General features: G+C 67.7%; 14 protein-coding genes. 6 read left to right on the forward strand and 8 right to left on the reverse strand.

Annotation, left to right across the window (positions count from 1 at the left end; all coding sequences use genetic code 11):
• Positions 1–2 precede the first annotated feature (2 nt).
• Positions 3–1,253 (forward strand): NAD(P)/FAD-dependent oxidoreductase, encoded by a 1,251-nt coding sequence (locus DIE15_RS14560; RefSeq protein ID WP_124833643.1) that lies wholly within the window; start codon positions 3–5, stop codon positions 1,251–1,253.
• A gap of 127 nt (positions 1,254–1,380) precedes the next feature.
• Here the strand turns inward: DIE15_RS14560 and DIE15_RS14565 are convergent, their stop codons facing one another.
• The 3 genes from DIE15_RS14565 to glpD all read right to left on the reverse strand — a co-directional run bounded on the left by DIE15_RS14565 (position 1,381) and on the right by glpD (position 5,317).
• The gene (locus DIE15_RS14565) at positions 1,381–2,097 is read right to left on the reverse strand and encodes an MIP/aquaporin family protein (RefSeq protein WP_057926626.1); all 717 of its coding nucleotides are present in this window, start codon (positions 2,095–2,097) and stop codon (positions 1,381–1,383) included.
• 88 nt (positions 2,098–2,185) lie between these two features.
• Positions 2,186–3,688, reverse strand: a complete 1,503-nt coding sequence (glpK, locus tag DIE15_RS14570; RefSeq protein WP_057926627.1) for a glycerol kinase GlpK — start codon at positions 3,686–3,688, stop codon at positions 2,186–2,188.
• 105 nt (positions 3,689–3,793) lie between these two features.
• Positions 3,794–5,317, reverse strand: coding sequence for a glycerol-3-phosphate dehydrogenase (gene glpD / locus DIE15_RS14575; RefSeq protein ID WP_124833644.1), 1,524 nt, complete (start codon positions 5,315–5,317; stop codon positions 3,794–3,796).
• Positions 5,318–5,481: 164 nt separating this feature from the next.
• Between glpD and DIE15_RS14580 the strand changes: the two genes are divergently transcribed.
• Complete coding sequence (locus DIE15_RS14580) at positions 5,482–5,850, forward strand: hypothetical protein (RefSeq protein ID WP_185734464.1); 369 nt, start codon at positions 5,482–5,484, stop codon at positions 5,848–5,850.
• Positions 5,851–5,929: 79 nt separating this feature from the next.
• Here the strand turns inward: DIE15_RS14580 and DIE15_RS14585 are convergent, their stop codons facing one another.
• The gene (locus tag DIE15_RS14585; RefSeq protein WP_057926630.1) at positions 5,930–6,127 is read right to left on the reverse strand and encodes a hypothetical protein; all 198 of its coding nucleotides are present in this window, start codon (positions 6,125–6,127) and stop codon (positions 5,930–5,932) included.
• Positions 6,128–6,429: 302 nt separating this feature from the next.
• Positions 6,430–7,209: a DeoR/GlpR family DNA-binding transcription regulator gene (locus DIE15_RS14590; RefSeq protein WP_048025981.1), complete on the reverse strand. Its 780-nt coding sequence runs from the start codon at positions 7,207–7,209 to the stop codon at positions 6,430–6,432.
• Positions 7,210–7,432: 223 nt separating this feature from the next.
• Here DIE15_RS14590 and DIE15_RS14595 point away from each other — a divergent pair, with 223 nt between their 5' ends.
• The 3 genes from DIE15_RS14595 to DIE15_RS14605 all read left to right on the forward strand — a co-directional run bounded on the left by DIE15_RS14595 (position 7,433) and on the right by DIE15_RS14605 (position 10,788).
• Positions 7,433–9,073 (forward strand): gamma-glutamyltransferase family protein, encoded by a 1,641-nt coding sequence (locus tag DIE15_RS14595; RefSeq protein ID WP_124833646.1) that lies wholly within the window; start codon positions 7,433–7,435, stop codon positions 9,071–9,073.
• A 311-nt stretch (positions 9,074–9,384) separates the two neighbouring features.
• On the forward strand, positions 9,385–10,212 hold the full coding sequence (locus DIE15_RS14600; RefSeq protein ID WP_057926632.1) for a ferritin-like domain-containing protein: 828 nt from the start codon (positions 9,385–9,387) through the stop codon (positions 10,210–10,212).
• A 66-nt stretch (positions 10,213–10,278) separates the two neighbouring features.
• Positions 10,279–10,788, forward strand: coding sequence for a hypothetical protein (locus DIE15_RS14605; protein ID WP_124833647.1), 510 nt, complete (start codon positions 10,279–10,281; stop codon positions 10,786–10,788).
• Here the strand turns inward: DIE15_RS14605 and DIE15_RS14610 are convergent.
• From DIE15_RS14610 to DIE15_RS14620, 3 genes are all read right to left on the reverse strand, one after another.
• Positions 10,782–12,236 (reverse strand): DEAD/DEAH box helicase, encoded by a 1,455-nt coding sequence (locus DIE15_RS14610; protein WP_124833648.1) that lies wholly within the window; start codon positions 12,234–12,236, stop codon positions 10,782–10,784. The genes DIE15_RS14605 and DIE15_RS14610 overlap by 7 nt on opposite strands.
• A gap of 128 nt (positions 12,237–12,364) precedes the next feature.
• The gene (locus tag DIE15_RS14615) at positions 12,365–13,663 is read right to left on the reverse strand and encodes a cytochrome c (protein WP_057926634.1); all 1,299 of its coding nucleotides are present in this window, start codon (positions 13,661–13,663) and stop codon (positions 12,365–12,367) included.
• A gap of 19 nt (positions 13,664–13,682) precedes the next feature.
• Entirely contained in the window at positions 13,683–14,447 is a 765-nt protein-coding gene (locus DIE15_RS14620) for a c-type cytochrome (protein WP_057926635.1), read from the reverse strand.
• Between the two features lie 377 nt (positions 14,448–14,824).
• On the opposite strand from DIE15_RS14620, the gene DIE15_RS14625 reads away from it, so the two are divergent.
• Positions 14,825–15,757, forward strand: coding sequence for a CopD family protein (locus tag DIE15_RS14625; RefSeq protein ID WP_124833649.1), 933 nt, complete (start codon positions 14,825–14,827; stop codon positions 15,755–15,757).
• Positions 15,758–15,814: the final 57 nt, after the last annotated feature.

The raw sequence follows: 15,814 nt of genomic DNA on the forward strand, positions 1-15,814 counted from the left end.
CGATGGCGAACGACCGGGTGATGGCGATCGTCGGCGCGGGCCATGCGGGCGGGCGCGCGGCGCAGGTGCTGCGCGAGGGCGGCTGGCGCGGGCGGATCGTGCTGATCGGCGCGGAGGCGCACCTGCCGTACGAGCGGCCGCCGCTGTCGAAGGGCGTGCTGACCGGCGAACGCAGCGCCGCGCAATGCGGGCTGCGCGATCCGGATGCGTGGCGCGCCGACGGCATCGAGCCGATCGTCGGGACGGTCGAGCGGATCGATCCGGTTGCGCGCGCGGTGCATGTATCGGGCGGCCGCGGATTCGACTACGACGCGCTGCTGCTCGCGACCGGCGGCCGCGCGCGCCGCCTCGCGATTCCGGGCGCGGAACTCGACGGCGTATTCGCATTGCGCACGCTCGACGATGCGGCGGCGCTCGGCGCGCGGCTCGTGCCCGATGCGCGGGTGGTGCTGATCGGTGGCGGCTTCATCGGTCTCGAAGTCGCGGCGTCGGCGCGCTCGCGCGGCTGCCGCGCGACCGTGCTCGATGCGGCGCCGCGCCTGCTCGGGCGTGCGGTGCCGGCGGCGATCGCGGCACGCGTGCATGCGCTGCATGTGCAGCGCGGCGTCGCAATCGGCCTGAACCGCCGGCCCGTCGCGATCGAGCGCACGCCGGACGGCGCGCTGGCCGTCGTGCTCGACGACGGCGATAGGCTGATCGCCGATACGGTGGTCGCCGGCATCGGGATCGAACCGGCCGACGAACTGGCGCGCGACGCGGGTCTCGCCGTCGAGCGCGGGATCGTCGTGAACGCGCGGCTCGAGACGTCGGCGCGCGGCATCTATGCGGCCGGCGATGTCGCGGTGTTTCCGAGCAGGGCGTCGGGGCGGCTCGTGCGTCAGGAAACCTGGCATGGCGCCGAAACGCAGGCGCGCGTCGCCGCCCGCAACATGCTCGGTGCCGACGAACCGTATCGCGAGATGCCGTGGTTCTGGTCCGATCAATACGACGCGCAGTTGCAGGTGGCCGGCGAACCGGCGCTGGGCGAGCGGACGGTCGCGCGCGTGCTCGGCGACGACGCGGAAATCCATTTCCATTTCGATGCCGGCGAGCGGCTCGTCGCGGCGAGCGGCTTCGGCCGTGCGTCGGGATTCGTGAAGGAGATGCGCGTCGCGCGCATGCTGGTCGAGCGCGGGATCGGCGTGAGCCTGGCCGCGGTCGCGGATGCTGGGGTGAAGCTGAAGTCGCTGGTGTCGTCGGCGGGCGATCGCTAGCGGCGGTGCGCTACAGGTGTGGCGGCGATCGTGCGAAGCGTGAGAGGGCGGAAGGATCGAAAGCGCGCGGCAACTGCCGCCGCGCGCTCGAGTCCGAGCATGAGTCCGCGCTCGAATGAAACCGCGATCAGGCCATCGTATGCAGATGCAGATACAGGCCGGCAGCCGCAGCGCCGCCGAGCAGCGGGCCGATTACCGGCACCCACGCGTAGCGCCAGTCGCTGTCGCGCTTGCCGGGAATCGGCAGCAGCGCATGCATGATGCGCGGCGACAGGTCGCGCGCCGGGCTCATCGCATAGCCGGTCGGGCCGCCGAGCGAGATGCCGATGCCGAGCACGAGCAGGCCGACGGGCAGCGCGTCGAGCGCGCCGAGGCCGACCTGCGGCGACGCGAGGTACAGCACGCCGAGGATCAGCACGAACGTGCAGATCGCTTCGGTCAGCACGTTGTGCGTGACGCTGCGGATCGCGGGCGCCGTGCAGAACACCGCGAGCTTCAGGTCCGCATCGACCTCCTTCGCGAAGTGCTGGCGGTACGCGAGCCACACGAGCAACGCGCCGGCCATTCCGCCGAGCATCTGAGCGAGGATGTAGCCGCCGACCTTCGACCATGCGAACTTGCCCGCGAGCGCGAGGCTGATCGTCACGATCGGATTCAGGTGCGCGCCGCTGAACGATGCGGTCACGTAGACGGCGACGAACACCGCCATCGCCCAGCCCATGACGATCACGATGAGGTCTGCGCCTTTGCCCTTGGTCTTCGCAAGCAGCACGTTTGCGACCGCGCCGTTGCCGAGCAGCACGAGGATCGCCGTGCCGATGAATTCCGCAATATAAGGTGACATGTTGTCTCTCGTAGATGATGGCGGACTCGCGTTGCGGTCCGCCGGTATTGTTTTATTTCGTTCGGATTGCTAGGGGTGAATGCGGGGGTTACTGCGCGTCGTCGGCCCACGCCTTGGCGGCGCGCACCGCGCGCTGCCAGCCGGCCATGCAGCGCTCGACCTGCTCCTTCGGCATCGACGGCGAGAAGCGGCGATCGAGCTGCCACTGGCTGCGCAATTCGTCGAGGTTCTTCCAGTAGCCGATCGCGAGGCCCGCGAGGTAGGCCGCGCCGAGCGCGGTCGTCTCGGTGATCTGCGGACGCACCGCGTCGACACCGAGCAGGTCGGCCTGGAACTGCATCAGCAGGTCGTTCGCACTTGCGCCGCCGTCGACGCGCAGCTCGCCGATGCTGATGCCCGAGTCGGCTTCCATCGCGGCGAGCACGTCGAGCGACTGATAGGCGATTGCGTCGAGCGCCGCGCGCGCGAGGTGCGCGGACGTCGTGCCGCGCGTGACGCCGAACACCGAGCCGCGCGCCCGTGCGTTCCAGTGCGGCGCGCCGAGGCCGGCGAAGGCCGGCACCAGATAGACGCCGTCGGTGTGCGGCACGCTCGCGGCGAGCGCTTCGATTTCGGCGGCCGACTTGATGATGCCGACGCCGTCGCGCAGCCACTGCACGACCGCGCCCGCGATGAAGATGCTGCCTTCGAGCGCGTACTGCACGTCGTCGCCGATCTGCCAGGCGATCGTCGTGACGAGGTTGTTCTTCGACTCGATCGGCTTGTCGCCGGTGTTCATCATCAGGAAGCAGCCGGTGCCGTAGGTGTTCTTCACCATGCCCGACGTCGTGCACATCTGGCCGAACAGCGCCGCGTGCTGGTCGCCGGCGATGCCCGCGAGCGGGATCTTGGATGCGAACACCGTGGTCTTCGTGTGGCCGTAGATTTCCGACGACGCCTTCACGTCCGGCAGCATGCTGCGCGGGATGTCGAGCAGTTCGAGCAGCTCGCTGTCCCACTCGCGCGTGTGGATGTTGAACAGCATCGTGCGCGATGCGTTCGTCACGTCGGTCACGTGCAGCTCGTGCTTCGTGAAGTTCCACACGAGCCAGCTGTCGACGGTGCCGAAGGCGAGCTTGCCCTGGCGTGCCTTGTCGCGCGCGCCCGGCACGTTGTCGAGGATCCAGCGGATCTTGGTCGCGGAGAAGTACGAGTCGATCGGCAGGCCGGTTTTCGCGCGCACCTTCGCCTCGAGGCCCTGCTTCTTCAGCGAATCGCAGAAGTCGGCGGTGCGGCGATCCTGCCAGACGATCGCGTTGTAGACGGGCTGGCCCGTCTCGCGATCCCAGACGATCGTCGTCTCGCGCTGGTTGGTGATGCCGATCGCGGCGATCGACGTGCCGTTCAGGCCGGTGCGCGTCACGGCTTCGGCGGCGACGCCCGCCTGCGTCGACCAGATTTCCTGCGGGTCGTGCTCGACCCAGCCGGGTTGCGGGTAGATCTGTTCGAATTCCTTCTGGGCGATCGACACGATGTTGCCCTGGCGATCGAACAGCATTGCGCGGGAGCTCGTCGTGCCCTGGTCAAGCGCGAGGATGTACTGGTCCTGCATGTCTCTCATCTCCATCCGTGGATTGGCGTAGTTGTGATGCGCGCCGCATGTTGCGCGGCGCGTCGGTGAATCAACATCGGTAAGACAACTGCAACTGCAAACGGATCATGCGTGCGGCGCATGCGCGGCGGCGAACCACGCGTCGAGCGCGGCCGTCACGGCATCGAGCGTGCCTGGCGCGACGTGCAGGCCGAGCTTCGAGCGGCGCCACAGCACGTCCTGCGCGCAGGTGGCCCATTCGACGTCGCGCAGGTAGCGCAGTTCGGCGTCGTGGATGCCCGGCGCGATCTCGGGGCCGAGATCGGCGAGCGACTTCGCGCCGTCGACCACGCGCTCCGCGCGCGTGCCGTACGCACGCGCATGGCGGCGCGCGAGCGCGGCGGGCAGCCACGGATGGCGTTTCGCGAACGCGTCGGCGAACACGTCGAACTTCGCATCGGCGATGTCGCCGCCCGGCAGCGGTACGCCGGCCGTCCAGGTTTGCGCGTCGCGGCCGAGGGCGCGGCACAGCAGGTCGCCGGCTTCTTCCGCGAGCTTGCGGAAGGTCGTGATCTTGCCGCCGAACACCGACAGCAGCGGCGCGCCGGCGCCGTCGTCCATCTCGAGGCGGTAGTCGCGCGTGACGGCCGATGCATTCGCCGCGTTTTCGTCTTCGAGCAGCGGGCGCACGCCCGAATAGGTCCAGTGCACGTCGGCCGGCGAGATCTTGCGCTTGAAGTAGCGGTTGATCGAATCGCACAGATACTGCGTCTCGTCGCGATCGATCGCGACCTTCGCGGGATCGTTCGTGTATTCGACGTCGGTCGTGCCGATCAGCGTGAAGTCGTGCTCGTACGGAATCGCGAAGATGATCCGCTTGTCCGGGTTCTGGAAGATGTACGCATGATCGTGATCGAACAGGCGTCGCGTGATGATGTGGCTGCCCTTCACGAGCCGCACGCTGTGCTGCGCGCCGCGGCCGAGCGCGCCGTGCAGCACGTCGCCGACCCACGGGCCGGCCGCGTTCGCGACGGCGCGCGCCCGGACGACGCGGATCGAGCCGTCCGCATGCTGCAGCCGCGCTTCCCATTCGTCGCCGTGGCGCACCGCCGACACGAGCTTCGTGCGCGTGAGGATCTCGGCGCCGCGCTCCTTCGCATCGAGCGCGTTCAGCACGACGAGGCGCGCATCGTCGACCCAGCCGTCCGAATACACGAAGCCGCGCTTGATCGAGTCGATCAGCGGCGCGCCGGCCGCATGGCGGCGCATGTCGATGCCGCGCGAGCCGGGCAGCAGTTCGCGTTTCGCGAGGTGATCGTAGAGGAACAGGCCGATGCGGATCAGCCAGGCCGGCCGCAGGTTGGGCATGTGCGGCATCACGAAGCGCAGCGGCCACATGATGTGCGGCGCCGCGCGCAGCAGCGTCTCGCGCTCCTGCAGCGCTTTGCGGACGAGGCCGAATTCGTTGTACTCGAGATAGCGCAGGCCGCCGTGAATCAGCTTCGTGCTGGACGACGACGTGTGCGACGCGAGGTCGTCCTGCTCGCAGAGCAGGACCGACAGGCCGCGGCCGGCCGCATCGCGCGCGATGCCCGCGCCGTTGATGCCGCCGCCGACGACGAGCAGATCGTAGCGATTCGGTTGGGTCACCCTGCTGTCCTTATCGTCTGATGAAAATGGGTGAACATAAAATGTTCGAATTCGAAATTTAACGAACGAAATCGAAAAAGTAAAGTTCGAAAAAAGCGGGGCCAGTAGCGCACGGCGCGATCCCGGACGATACTGGCGGAATCGACCGTTTCGCGAGGTGAATCATGCGTATTGGGATGTGGGCCGGCGCGTGCGCCGTCGTTCTGGCAGGGTGCGGCACCGGCACGCCGCCGCTTGCCGGCAACTGGCGCGCGCCGTCGTTCGTCGACCTGCAGACGTCGTGTGGCGGCACCACGCGCGACTGGGGCGCGGACGCGCAGCCGGTCTATTCGACGCTGTACGACGCGTACGTGGCGAAACGGTACCGCGGGCTGACGGAAGCGAACTATTGCGCGTTCGTAAACGAACTTTCGGCGCACTATGCGGCGCCCGACGCGGCGGGGCGCACCGGATGGGTCGCGTATTTCAACGGCGCACGCGCGCAGGCCGTCAGCTGGCGGGCCGCGGTCGATCCGACGCTGCGCGGCGGCTGACGCGGGAAGCTGCGGGAGGCGGGAGAAGCGGCGCGGCCGGAAATCCGGCCGGCGCGCTCAGGTCAGGAACAGCGGTACTTCAGGAATAGCGGTACTTGATGGATCGCAGTGCGGCGTCGCCGGTCTCGGTCACGCAGTATTTGCGTCCCGAGCCGAGCGCTTCCAGTCGGACGAGCTGCTGTTCGAGCAGTGCGTCGATTTCGTCCCGATCCATGTCGCCGTGATCGGGGGCATCCTTCACAAGCAGTAGCGTGGCGAATTCATGCGGACTCAGCATCGTTCTCTCCATGGCAATCGGTTTGCCCGCGCCGCCGGCGCAAACGCCGGTGCGCGATACCCCGGAGGGTATGGCTTGGGGGGAAAGCTGTATTCGCCGGCCTTGGGATTCGCACACGCCTTGGCACAGGCGGATCGGGCGAACGGGCCGGGGAACTGGAGTCTAGTCGAGCGCGCGGGCAACGACAAATCGTGCCCCGTTAATTTTCAGTTTGACAGGCACGCCAGCCGCTAGCGGTTCGGTCGTTGCGCCAACTTCTTGATTTCACTTGAAGTTTCAGGTGCGGTGCAGCATCGCAAACGTCATTCCGCGACGTACACCTGGGTGCCCGCGGCGGCTACCGCGTCTGCCATCTCCGGTGGCAGCGGCTTGTCGGTGAAAAGCGCATGGACCTGGCTCAGGTGCCCCTGGCGCACCAGCGCCGGGCGGCCGACCTTCGAATGGTCGGCGACGAGGTAGACCGTGCGCGCATGCTGCATGATCGCCTCGGCCACGCGCACCTCGCGCGTGTCGAAGTCGCGCAGCGTGCCGTCGGCCTCGATCGCCGACGTGCCGATGATCGCGTAGTCGACCTTGAACTGCCGGATGAAGTCGATCGCGAGCTCGCCGACGATGCCCTTGTCCCACGGCCTCACGATGCCGCCCGTGATCAGCACCTCGCAGTCGGGATAGCCGCTCATCATCGACGCGACGTTCAGGTTGTTCGTGATCACGTGCAGCCCGTGATGGCGGTTCAGCGCGCGCGCGACTTCCTCGGTCGTCGTGCCGAGGTTGATGAACAGCGACGCCTGGTCGGGGATGTGTGACGCTGCCAGCGCCGCGATGCGCCGCTTCTCGTCGTGGAACATCCGCTGGCGCGCGGTGTACGACACGTTCTCCGAGCTGGTCGGCAGGCTCGCGCCGCCGTGGTAGCGGCGCAGCAGGTTCAGGTCGGCGAGCCAGTTCACGTCGCGGCGGATCGTCTGCGGCGTGACCGCGAAGTGCGCGGCGAGATCGTCGACGGTCACGAAGCCGTCGCGCTGCACCCATTCGAGCAATTCCTGCTGGCGCGCGTTGAGGGTGAGGCGGGGATCTCGGGTCATGGCTCGGCGGTCGGATCGTGAAGCGGAGCGGGTATTGTAAGGGTGGGAAGGCCGTTCGGCCGGCGTGCGGCGCGCGGTTGCCCGGAATTCATGCGGAAAGCGCATGGATTAATGTGACAAATGAATTTGCGCGATCGCACGGATCGCGCTGCAATGGCGGACTGTCCGCGCACGCCGATCGTGCGTCCGGCGCGTTCATTCAGCTTTCGACGAGGGGAAACCGATGACTGGCTTCAACTGGCACAACCCGTATCCGACGACCCGCATTCCGGTGTTCGCGCGCAACGTCGTATCGACGTCGCACCCGCTCGCCGCGCAGGCCGGGCTGCGGATGCTGTGGAAGGGCGGCAATGCCGTCGACGCGGCGCTGGCCGCCGCAGCCGCGATCACGGTGGTCGAGCCCGTGTCGTGCGGGCTCGGCGGCGATGCGTTCGCGCTCGTGTGGGACGGCGAGCGGCTGTCCGGGCTGAATGCGTCGGGCGTCGCGCCGGCCGCGTGGAACCCCGACTACTTCCGCAAGCGTCACGGCGAGGACGCGCACGGCATCGCGAACAAGCCGACGCGTGGCTGGGATACCGTCACGGTGCCGGGCGTGATCGCGGGCTGGGAAGCGCTGCATGCGAAGTTCGGTTCGTTGCCGTTTGCGGACCTGCTTGAGCCGGCGATCGAGATCGCCGAGCGCGGCTATTCGGTGTCGCCGATCGTCGCGCACAAGTGGGCGGCCGCGGTGCCCGAGCTGCAGGGGCTGCCGGGTTTCGCCGAGACCTTCATGCCGCGCGGGCGTGCGCCGCTCGTCGGCGAGCGCATGTGCCTGCCGGGCCACGCGCAGACGCTGCGCACGCTCGCGAAGGACGGCCCGCGCGCATTCTACGAGGGCGCGCTCGCCGGGCAGCTCGCGGCGTTCGCGCGCGAAGGCGGCGGCGCGCTGACCGAAGCCGACCTGCGCGCGTACCGGCCGGAATGGGTCGAGCCGATCGGCAAGCGCTTCGGCCGCCACACGATTCACGAGATCCCGCCGAACGGGCAGGGCATCGCTGCGCTGATCGCGCTCGGGATCGCCGAGCAGGCGGGCGTGACCGAATGGCCTGTCGATTCGGTCGATTCGCAGCACCTGCAGATCGAGGCGATGAAGCTCGCGTTCGCGGACGTCTATCGCTACGTCGCCGATCCGCGCGCGATGGAACTGACGCCCGAACAGATGCTCGACGACGCGTATCTCGCGGAACGCGCGAAGCTGATCGATCGCACGCGCGCGACGCACTTCGCCGCGGGCCGGCCGCATTCGGGCGGCACGATCTACCTGTCGGCAGCCGACGAGCGCGGGATGATGGTGAGCTTCATCCAGTCGAACTACATGGGCTTCGGTTCGGGGCTCGTCGTGCCCGGTACCGGCATCGCATTGCAGAACCGCGGGCACGGCTTCTCGATGGATCCGGGCTCGCCGAACGTCGTCGCGGGCGGCAAGCGGCCGTTCCATACGATCATCCCCGCGTTCGTCACCGAGGAAGTCGACGGCCGCACCGAGGCCGTGATGAGCTTCGGCGTGATGGGCGGCGACATGCAGCCGCAGGGCCACCTGCAGACCGTCGTGCGGATGCTCGGCTACGGGCAGCAGCCGCAGGCCGCATGCGACGCACCGCGCTGGAAGGTCAATCGCGACTTCACGCTCGACGTCGAGGCGACGATGAAGCACGAGACGGTCGATGGGCTCGCCGCGCGCGGCCATACGATCAAGTCGATCGATGATCCCTACATGGATTTCGGCTCGGGGCAGTTCGTGTGGCGCCTCGATCGCGACGATCCCGAGCGCGGCTACGTGGCCGCGAGTGACAGCCGTCGCGACGGTCTCGCGGCCGGGTTCTGACGGAACGCTTCCAGAGTGGTACCCGACGGGCGGCCGAATGGCCGCCCGTTTCGTTTGGTGCGGCGTGTTTCGTCGATGCCGCGCAAACGGTTCGAAGAACTCATCTAACGAACCGCAATACGGGCAATGGAACTGCGCCGGTCGGGCATGGTCAGTGCTTTGAAGCACGAACATTCAAGTCCGGCTAAGATGCCAGAATGGTTCGGCCGGACCAATTCACTATAAATGCAAGCAAAACGTCGCCTGCGGGCGTCTCGCCTGTGCCGAGGGCATCGGCCGCACGACCGCGCGACGACTGGGAGTGCACCACCATGCCTACTGAAACGACGCATGTCATGCCGTGGCGTATCGAGGACATCGACCTGAACCGGATCGATCGTCAGCGCGCCGCCGCGAACGAGGATCTGCTGTTGCTGCTGTGCGCGTCGTCGTTCATCGAAAGCGGCTCGGATCTCTACACGAGCAACCTGAGCGAGTTCTTCAACGACGATCCGGAAGTCTCCGCGTGGCTCAACAATGCATGGGAGCACGAGGAGCTGCAGCACGGGCGTGCGCTGAAGGCGTACATCGCGCACGTGTGGCCCGAGTTCGACTGGGATACCGCGTTCGCGAATTTCTTCGCCGAGTATTCGAAGACCTGCTCGGTCGATGCGTTCGAGAAGACCCGCGCGCTCGAGATGGTTGCACGCTGCGTCGTCGAGACGGGCACGGCCACGCTCTATCGCGCGATCAACGAATGTTCGGACGAGCCGGTGCTGAAGGAGATCACCGACAACATCCGCTCGGACGAAGTGCGTCACTACAAGCACTTCTTCAAGTTCTTCAAGAAGTACAACAAGCTCGAAGGCAACGGCCGGCTCGCGGTGCTCGGCGCGCTGATGCGCCGCGTGATGGAAATCAAGAACGAGGATTCGGAGATCGCGCTGCGCCACGTGTTCGCGATCCGCTATCCCGATCGCATCGGCGACAATCAGTACAACCGCGAGCGTGCCGCCCGCATCAGCTCGCTCGTGCGGCGCAACCTGTCGGCCGACATGTGCGTGAAGATGCTGCTCAAGCCGCTCGACCTGCCCGCGAAGATCCAGCCGAGCGTCCACTATCCGCTGACGAAAATCACGCGGCACGTGTTCATGCGCTGATCGTCACCGCGCGGCCCAGCGCGTATGCTGCGACAGTATCGTCTGCTTTTCACCGGGGCCGCCATCATGACCGATTCCCATCGCCACGCGCTCGAACAATGGACGTTCGATGCGTGGCCGCCGGCCGTCGTCGCGCTGTTCGACGGCACCGCCCTCGAACGCCACGCCGACTTCGCCGCGTCGCTGATCGTCGCGACCGACGACGGTCAGCTGCGCACGACGCTGCTCAGCGTCGGCGAGATCCATGCGCGCGATGCGCACACGCTGCTGCTCGCGCTATGGCCGCAATCGCGCGCGGCGCGCGCGCTGGCGCACCGGCGTTCGGCCGCGCTGACGCTCGTCGCGGACGGCACATTCTTTCAGGCACAACTAAGGATCGAGCCGCTCGAAGGGGACTTCGGCGGACTGGCCGGATTCGCTGCGACGATCGCGCACGGCGATGCGCAGCGGGTCGGCTATGCGCGTCTCGCGACAGGCGTCACGTTTGCGCTGGAAGGGCAGGCACGCGCCGAGGTGCTCGCGCGCTGGCAGCGCCAGGTCGAGCACCTGCGGCGCGAGGCCGCGCGGCTTCAGTGACCGCGCTGGCCGCTGCGCGACGAACGGTTGCGGTTCGCGTGCGCGGCATTGCCGTTCGCGGGGCGCGTGCCGTTGCCGCTTGACGGGCGACCGCCACCGCCGGCATTGCCGGTCGCACCGCCGGCCGTGCGCGGCTTGGCCGCCTTCGCGGCCTTCGGCTGCGCATTGCCATCACGCTTCGCGGCCGGCTGGCCTGAGCCGCCTGCACGCGGCTGGCGATTGCCACCGCCACCGCCGCCGCCACCGCCACCGCCGCGCGGTTGCTGCTGCCCGCGGCGCTGCTGGATCGGCTCCGGCTTCACGTTCGGATCGGGCTCGAAGCCCGCGATCACTTCCTGCGGAATCTCGCGCTTGATCAGCCGCTCGATGTCGCGCAGCAACTGCTTCTCGTCGACGCACACGAGCGACACGGCTTCGCCGGTCGCGCCCGCGCGGCCCGTGCGGCCGATCCGGTGCACGTAGTCTTCCGGCACGTTCGGCAGGTCGAAGTTGACGACGTGCGGCAACTGATCGATATCGATCCCGCGTGCGGCGATGTCGGTCGCGACCAGCACCTGCAGCGTGCTGTTCTTGAACTCCGCGAGCGCGCGCGTGCGGGCCGACTGGCTCTTGTTGCCGTGGATCGCCATCGCGCTGATGCCGTCCTTCGTCAGCTGTTCGGCAAGCCGGTTCGCGCCGTGCTTGGTGCGCGTGAACACGAGCACCTGGAACCAGTTGTGTTCGCGGATCAGGTGCGTGAGCAGCTCGCGCTTGCGATCGCGGTCGACCGGGTGGATCTTCTGCGCGACGCTTTCCGCGGTGGTGTTGCGGCGCGCGACTTCGATCAGCGCCGGCGAGTCGAGCAGACTGTCGGCCAGCGACTTGATTTCGTCGGAGAAGGTGGCCGAGAACAGCAGGTTCTGGCGCTGCGGCGGCAGCTTCGCGAGCACGCGCTTGATGTCGTGGATGAAGCCCATGTCGAGCATCCGGTCGGCTTCGTCGAGCACGAGGATGTCGAGATCCGACAGGTCGATCGTCTTTTGCTGCATGTGGTCGAGCAGGCGCCCCGGCGTCGCGACGACGATGTCGACGCCGCGCTTGAGCGCATCGATCTGCGGATTGATGCTGACGCCGCCGAACATCACGGTCGAGCGCAGTTTCAGGTACTTGCTGTACGCGCGCACGCTTTCCTCGACCTGGGCGGCGAGTTCGCGCGTCGGCGTGAGGATCAGCGCGCGCACCGCGCGCTTCGCGCCGCGATGCTCGGCGTAGAACGTGTGCAGGCGCTGCAGGATCGGGAGCGTGAAGCCGGCGGTCTTGCCGGTGCCGGTCTGTGCGCCGGCGAGCAGGTCGCCGCCGCCGAGGACGGCAGGAATGGCCTGCTGCTGGATGGGAGTCGGCGATGTGTAGCCGAGCTCGTTGACCGCCTTGACGAGCGGTTCGGCCAGGCCGAGAGATTCGAAAGACATAGATACCACTCTTCAGTTTTATGATCGGCGACGCCTCGCGCGGCCCGCGCGGGGAACGGCGTCGCAAAAAGCAAAGGGGCGCGGCTGCGGTTTCCCGCAGCCGCGCCCCCGTCTGTGTCGCGCGTTATTTAGTCAAGCGGCGCGGAACGCAGGTCGCTCACCTGTTGCGGCGAGATCGGCGTACCGTTGTTGCCCCACGACATCCGGATATACGTGACGACTGCCGCGACTTCCTGGTTCGACAGCGACTGTGCGAACGGCGGCATCCCGTACGGACGCGGATTCTTGAACGTGCTCGGCGGGTAGCCGCCATTCAGCACCATGCGGATCGGGTTGACTGCCGATTCCATCACGATCGAATGGTTGCCCGCGAGCGGCGGATAGGCCGGCGGCTTGCCCGAGCCGGTTTCGGCGTGGCAGGTCGCGCAGTTGTCCGCGTAGATCTTCTTGCCCTGGTCGAACAGCGCGTTGCCGAACTGCTTCGACGGCTCGTACTGCATGTTCTTCGGCGCTTCAGCCTTCTGCGGGATCGACTTCAGGTACGTCGACATGGCGCGCGTATCTTCGTCGCTCATGTACTGCAGGCTGTTGTGGACCACGTCCGCCATCGGGCCGAACACCGCGCCCTTCTGCGATACGCCGGCCTGCAGCAGGTCGGACAGCTCCTGCACGTGCCAGTCGCCGAGGCCGAGTTCCTTGTCGTTCGTCAGAGACGGCGCATACCAGTTCTGCAGCGGGATCAGGCCGCCTGCGAATGCCGACGAGGTCACCGGGCCGCCCATCATGTTGATCGACGTGTGGCACATCGAGCAGTGGCCGAGGCCTTCGACGAGGTACGCGCCGCGGTTCCATTCGACCGACTTGGTCGGATCCGGCTTGTACTCGCCTTCCTTGAAGAACAGCGTGCGCCAGCCGATCAGCAGGTTGCGGTTGTTGAACGGGAACTTCAGTTCGTGCGGACGGCTCGGCACGGAAACCGGCGGGACCGAACGCAGGTACGCGTAGATCGCGTCCGAATCGGCGCGCGTGACCTTCGTGTAGCTCGCGAACGGGAAGCCCGGGTAGAGCAGGCTGCCGTCCTTCGAACGGCCGGTGTGCATCGCGCGGTAGAAGTCGTCCGACGTCCACTTGCCGATACCATCCTTGTCGTCCGGCGTGATGTTCGGCGTGTACATCGTGCCGAACGGTGTCGCCATCGGCAGGCCGCCCGCGAACGACTTGCCGCCGCGCACGGTGTGGCACGCGATACAGTCGCCGACGCGCGCGAGGTACTCGCCCTTCTTGATCAGCGCGGCCTGGTCGGCCGGCGTGGCCGCGACGGCGGCAGCGCCGTGCAGCGTGTCGTTGCCCGGCCACAGGACCGGCACGAGGGCGGCAGCCGCGACGATCGCGACAGCCGAGAGTGCAAACAGGGACTTGCGTTTCATTGTGTCTGTCTCCCTTGCCTTATTGCGGTTCGCTGCCGCAGGCGAGCGGAGTCTTCATCGAACGCGCCGGGGCCGGCACGGGGTTGGCGGGCGCCGGTTGCGCGGCGAGCCATGCGGTCACGGCCGTCACGTCTTCGTCCGACAGCTTCGACGCGATATCGTGCATGCAATCAGGCGCCTTCGCGTGGCGGTTGCCCGAGCGCCATGCGCCGAGCTGTGCGCTCAGGTAATCGGCGTGCAGGCCGACGAGGCCCGGGATCGCCGGCTGCATGCCGGTCAGCCCTGCGCCGTGGCAGGCCACGCAGGCCGGCAGCTTGCGGGACGGGTCGCCTTGCGTGACGAGCTGCTTGCCGCGCGCGAGCGTGGCGGCCGGCAGCGTCGGCTTGGCCGGCGTCGGGTACGGCGGACGCTCGGCCGAGAAGTGCGCGGCGATCTCTTTCAGGTAATCGTCGTTCAGGTACGTCAGCAGGTAGTTCATCGGCGGGTACTTGCGCCGGCCGTCACGGAAGTTGACGAGCTGGTTGTACAGGTACTCCGCCGGCTTGCCGGCAAGCCGCGGGAAATAGTCGTTGTCCGTGCCCTGGCCGTGAACGCCGTGGCATGCGGTACAGCCGCGCACGCGCTCGGCCATGGTATCGGGTGCCTTGAGCGGCGCCTGCTGGGCGTGCGCTTGCTCCGTGGGCTTGGTCTGCGCTTGAGCAGCGCTCGTAAGGCCCGCGCCACCGATCAACAGAACGGCAAGCAACGGACGGAAGAGGCGTCTTGAAGACACACGAGACTCCATGTTTATTCGTCGGGGACCTGTCCGGGCTACGATCGGCTCGGCGCATGGACGGCAGGACAGCCGGGCTGCTGCGACGCGGCATTCTATCATCGATGGGTAATGACGGCTATTTGGCAAAAGGACATCGGTTCCAGTCTGTTCGCGACTTGCGACAATTTGCCGCGCTGTGTGCACCTGCAGTGTGAACTGGCGTGCGCTTTGACCATCGAAGACCGTACACTCGCGGGTCGCGCGGCGCCGCCTCCGCCGCAGATCCAGTCATTTCTCCCGTTTCCGGATTCATCGATGACGTTCCCTACCGTGCCGTTGCCGTCTTCCCGCTGTCGTTCCATGTGCCGCCGCACCGCCGGCCAGCCGTTCCCGGGAGGGCGCGCGCGATGAGGATCGACAGCTTGTGGATCGGGCAGGTCGCGCTCGCGGCATTGATGGACGCGACGTTCGCGATGGCGGTCGGCTCGGCGCTGCTCAAGGCGTGGCTCGGCAAGGATGGCGGGCGGCCGGTCATCGCACCGTCGCACCCGGCATGGCTGCGCGCGCAACATTCGCTGGTCGCGGCGGCGCTGGCGCTCGTGCTCGCCGATCTCGGCTGGCTGGTGTACGAAGCCGCGTCGATGAGCGGCGCGGGGCTCGGCGGCGCGTTCGCCGCGATTCCCGTCATGCTCGCGCAGACGCACACGGGCTTCGCGTGGAGCGTCGCGTTCGCCGGTGCCGTGGTGCTCGCGATCGTCGCGCTGGCGAAGCCGGAGGGCCCGCTCGCGCACGCGGTGCTGTGGCTCGCGGTGATCGTGATCGCGGCCGGCAAGGCGTCGCTCGGCCATGCGGCCGATACGGGCCCGTTGTCCGCGGCGGTCGGCGTCCAGACGCTGCACTTGCTCGCCACCGCGGTGTGGGGCGGCCTCGTGCTCGCGGGCGGGCTTGCGGTGCTGCCGGTGCTCGGCTCGTCGGTCGCGCGCGGTGCGCTGATCCGGATCGGCCAGCAATTGTCGCGGACGTCGGTGATCGCGGTCGTGTTCGTGCTCGGCACGGGCGTTCTCAATGCGCTGCGCGGGCTCGGCGGCTCGCTCGCACCGCTCGACGGCAGCACGTGGGGGCGCGTGCTGCTGCTCAAGCTGCTGCTCGTCGCGCTCGCGCTCGTGCTCGGCGGGCTGAACCGCTTCTCCGCGCTGCCGCGCCTGCGCCGCACCGCGTCGACCGAAGACGCGCACACGTTCCGCAACATCCTGCATCTCGAAGCGCTGACGATGATCGGCGTGTTCGTCGCGGCTGCCGTGCTGTCGTTCAGCGTGCCGGGGTTCGCGGCGCTCGGCTGACGGCCGGTTCGGCGCCGCGCAGGGCGGGGCGCCCGCGCGCCGCGTGCTGCAGATGCA

The sequence above is a fragment of the Burkholderia sp. Bp9031 genome (genome assembly GCF_003857965.1).
Taxonomy (GTDB): Bacteria; Pseudomonadota; Gammaproteobacteria; order Burkholderiales; family Burkholderiaceae; genus Burkholderia; species Burkholderia ambifaria_A.

Excerpts from the sequence above, each read along its gene's own strand:
- DIE15_RS14560 (WP_124833643.1), top strand. The coding sequence starts at position 3 with ATGGCGAACGACCGGGTGATGGCGATCGTCGGCGCGGGCCATGCGGGC.
- DIE15_RS14615 (WP_057926634.1), bottom strand. The coding sequence starts at position 13,663 with ATGAAACGCAAGTCCCTGTTTGCACTCTCGGCTGTCGCGATCGTCGCG.
- DIE15_RS14565 (WP_057926626.1), bottom strand. The coding sequence starts at position 2,097 with ATGTCACCTTATATTGCGGAATTCATCGGCACGGCGATCCTCGTGCTG.
- DIE15_RS14585 (WP_057926630.1), bottom strand. The coding sequence starts at position 6,127 with ATGCTGAGTCCGCATGAATTCGCCACGCTACTGCTTGTGAAGGATGCC.
- DIE15_RS14580 (WP_185734464.1), top strand. The coding sequence starts at position 5,482 with ATGCGTATTGGGATGTGGGCCGGCGCGTGCGCCGTCGTTCTGGCAGGG.
- DIE15_RS14620 (WP_057926635.1), bottom strand. The coding sequence starts at position 14,447 with ATGGAGTCTCGTGTGTCTTCAAGACGCCTCTTCCGTCCGTTGCTTGCC.
- DIE15_RS14610 (WP_124833648.1), bottom strand. The coding sequence starts at position 12,236 with ATGTCTTTCGAATCTCTCGGCCTGGCCGAACCGCTCGTCAAGGCGGTC.
- DIE15_RS14600 (WP_057926632.1), top strand. The coding sequence starts at position 9,385 with ATGCCTACTGAAACGACGCATGTCATGCCGTGGCGTATCGAGGACATC.
- DIE15_RS14590 (WP_048025981.1), bottom strand. The coding sequence starts at position 7,209 with ATGACCCGAGATCCCCGCCTCACCCTCAACGCGCGCCAGCAGGAATTG.
- DIE15_RS14605 (WP_124833647.1), top strand. The coding sequence starts at position 10,279 with ATGACCGATTCCCATCGCCACGCGCTCGAACAATGGACGTTCGATGCG.
- glpK (WP_057926627.1), bottom strand. The coding sequence starts at position 3,688 with ATGCAGGACCAGTACATCCTCGCGCTTGACCAGGGCACGACGAGCTCC.
- DIE15_RS14625 (WP_124833649.1), top strand. The coding sequence starts at position 14,825 with ATGAGGATCGACAGCTTGTGGATCGGGCAGGTCGCGCTCGCGGCATTG.
- DIE15_RS14595 (WP_124833646.1), top strand. The coding sequence starts at position 7,433 with ATGACTGGCTTCAACTGGCACAACCCGTATCCGACGACCCGCATTCCG.